The organism is Exercitatus varius (genome assembly GCF_029577735.1).
In the GTDB taxonomy this organism is placed as follows: domain Bacteria; phylum Pseudomonadota; class Gammaproteobacteria; order Enterobacterales; family Pasteurellaceae; genus Exercitatus; species Exercitatus varius.
In genome coordinates, this window is the sequence record NZ_JARQTO010000014.1 from 1 (window position 1) to 3269 (window position 3269).

A 3269-nucleotide genomic window follows, 5' to 3' on the forward strand; every position below is an offset into this window, starting at 1 on the left:
TTGTTCTTTAAAAAATTGGAAACAAGCTGAAAAACTGAAGAGACTTTTGAGTCCCGAGCGAAATCAATCGGAATTGAAAAATGCAGATTGAGAGTAGAGGGATAAAGTGAAAGTCTGAGTAGTCAAACGGTCTTGAAAGACAGCCGAAAGGCGGATTGAGAGGTCGTTTAAAAAAATCTTGGCTGAACAAAAGCAGTCAAGTGTTTAGTTGAAAACGGACTTCAAATTGCCCGCACTTTGGATGAGGATAACTGATTGAAAGGGCGGAAAACATTTGAGGTTGTATAGTTAAGTGACTAAGCGTACAGGGCGGATGCCTTGGCAATCAGAGGCGAAGAAGGACGTGCTAATCTGCGAAAAGCCTGGATGAGTCGATAAGAGGCGTATAATCCGGGATATCCGAATGGGGAAACCCGATGGATGAAGAATCCATCATTTCATTATGAATCCATAGTAATGAAAGGCAAACCGGGAGAACTGAAACATCTCAGTACCCCGAGGAAAAGAAATCAACCGAGATTCCGTCAGTAGCGGCGAGCGAAAGCGGAAGAGCCTGTGTGTGATAGCGGCAGAGATAGAGGAATAGGCTGGGAAGCCTAATCATAGAGGGTGATAATCCCGTACTCAAAATCCGGGCTGTGGTACTAAGCACACGAGAAGTAGGGCGGGACACGAGAAATCCTGTCTGAAGAAGGGGGGCCCATCCTCCAAGGCTAAATACTCCTGATTGACCGATAGTGAACCAGTACTGTGAAGGAAAGGCGAAAAGAACCCCGGCGAGGGGAGTGAAAGAGAACCTGAAACCCTGTACGTACAAGCAGTGGGAGCCTGAAAGGGTGACTGCGTACCTTTTGTATAATGGGTCAGCGACTTATATTGTGTAGCGAGGTTAACCGAATAGGGAAGCCGAAGGGAAACCGAGTCTTAACTGGGCGTCGAGTTGCATGATATAGACCCGAAACCCGGTGAGCTAGCCATGGGCAGGTTGAAGGTTGGGTAACACTAACTGGAGGACCGAACCGACTAATGTTGAAAAATTAGCGGATGACCTGTGGCTGGGGGTGAAAGGCCAATCAAACCGGGAGATAGCTGGTTCTCCCCGAAATCTATTTAGGTAGAGCCTTGAGCGGACACCTTGGGGGGTAGAGCACTGTTTCGGCTAGGGGTCCATCCCGGATTACCAACCCGATGCAAACTACGAATACCGAAGAGTGATACTCAGGAGACACACGGCGGGTGCTAACGTCCGTCGTGGAGAGGGAAACAACCCAGACCGCCAGCTAAGGTCCCCAAGTCTATATTAAGTGGGAAACGAAGTGGGAAGGCTTAGACAGCTAGGATGTTGGCTTAGAAGCAGCCATCATTTAAAGAAAGCGTAATAGCTCACTAGTCGAGTCGGCCTGCGCGGAAGATGTAACGGGGCTAAAATATAGCACCGAAGCTGCGGCATCAATGGAGACATTGTTGGGTAGGGGAGCGTTGTGTAAGCTGAAGAAGGTGAATCGAGAGGTTTGCTGGAGGTATCACAAGTGCGAATGCTGACATAAGTAACGATAAAACGGGTGAAAAACCCGTTCGCCGGAAGACCAAGGGTTCCTGTCCAACGTTAATCGGGGCAGGGTGAGTCGGCCCCTAAGGCGAGGCTGAAAAGCGTAGTCGATGGGAAACGGGTTAATATTCCCGTACTTGGTAAAGCTGCGATGTGGGGACGGAGAAGGTTAGGTAAGCAGACTGTTGGATATGTCTGTTTAAGCCGGTAGTTGGGGTAGGTAGGCAAATCCGCTTATCCATTTAAACAACGAGAAGTGATGACGAGGCTCTACGGAGCGGAAGTTACCGATACCACGCTTCCAGGAAAAGCCACTAAGCGAAAGGCTTTACTGAACCGTACTATAAACCGACACAGGTGGTCAGGTAGAGAATACTCAGGCGCTTGAGAGAACTCGGGTGAAGGAACTAGGCAAAATGGCACCGTAACTTCGGGAGAAGGTGCGCTTACGGTACTTGAAGTCCTTAACGGACGGAGGAGAAGTAAGTCGAAGAGACCAGCTGGCTGCAACTGTTTATTAAAAACACAGCACTCTGCAAACACGTAAGTGGACGTATAGGGTGTGATGCCTGCCCGGTGCTGGAAGGTTAATTGATGGCGTAATCGAAAGAGAAGCGCTTGATCGAAGCCCCAGTAAACGGCGGCCGTAACTATAACGGTCCTAAGGTAGCGAAATTCCTTGTCGGGTAAGTTCCGACCTGCACGAATGGCATAATGATGGCCAGGCTGTCTCCACCCGAGACTCAGTGAAATTGAAATCGCCGTGAAGATGCGGTGTACCCGCGGCTAGACGGAAAGACCCCGTGAACCTTTACTATAGCTTGACACGGAACCTTGAATTTTGATGTGTAGGATAGGTGGGAGGCATTGAAGTGTGAACGCCAGTTTGCATGGAGCCGACCTTGAAATACCACCCTTTAAGGTTTGATGTTCTAACGACGAGTGGAAACACGCTCTCGGACAGTGTCTGGTGGGTAGTTTGACTGGGGCGGTCTCCTCCCAAAGAGTAACGGAGGAGCACGAAGGTTTGCTAATGACGGTCGGACATCGTCAGGTTAGTGCAATGGTAAAAGCAAGCTTAACTGCGAGACGGACAAGTCGAGCAGGTGCGAAAGCAGGTCATAGTGATCCGGTGGTTCTGAATGGAAGGGCCATCGCTCAACGGATAAAAGGTACTCCGGGGATAACAGGCTGATACCGCCCAAGAGTTCATATCGACGGCGGTGTTTGGCACCTCGATGTCGGCTCATCACATCCTGGGGCTGAAGTAGGTCCCAAGGGTATGGCTGTTCGCCATTTAAAGTGGTACGCGAGCTGGGTTTAGAACGTCGTGAGACAGTTCGGTCCCTATCTGCCGTGGGCGAAGGAGAATTGAAAGGGGCTGCTCCTAGTACGAGAGGACCGGAGTGGACGCATCCCTGGTGTTCCGGTTGTGTCGCCAGACGCATTGCCGGGTAGCTAAATGCGGGAGAGATAAGTGCTGAAAGCATCTAAGCACGAAACTTGCCTTAAGATGAGTTCTCCCAGTCTATAAGACTGTAAGGGTTGTTTGAGACGAAGACGTAGATAGGCGGGGTGTGTAAGTGTAGTGATATATTGAGCTAACCCGTACTAATTGCCCGAGAGGCTTAACTATACAACGCTCAAGTGTTTTTGGACGGATGGCATCCGGGGCGAAGAGAGGTGGTGAAGTCGAGTGAGAGAGAAACGAGACGGAGCA

The 3269-nt window shown here is 50.0% G+C and carries 1 rRNA gene; it reads left to right on the plus strand.

Going from position 1 to position 3269, the window contains the following annotated elements:
* Positions 1 to 286: 286 nt before the first annotated feature.
* Positions 287 to 3185, plus strand: a 23S ribosomal RNA gene (locus tag P7M01_RS09595).
* Positions 3186 to 3269: the final 84 nt, after the last annotated feature.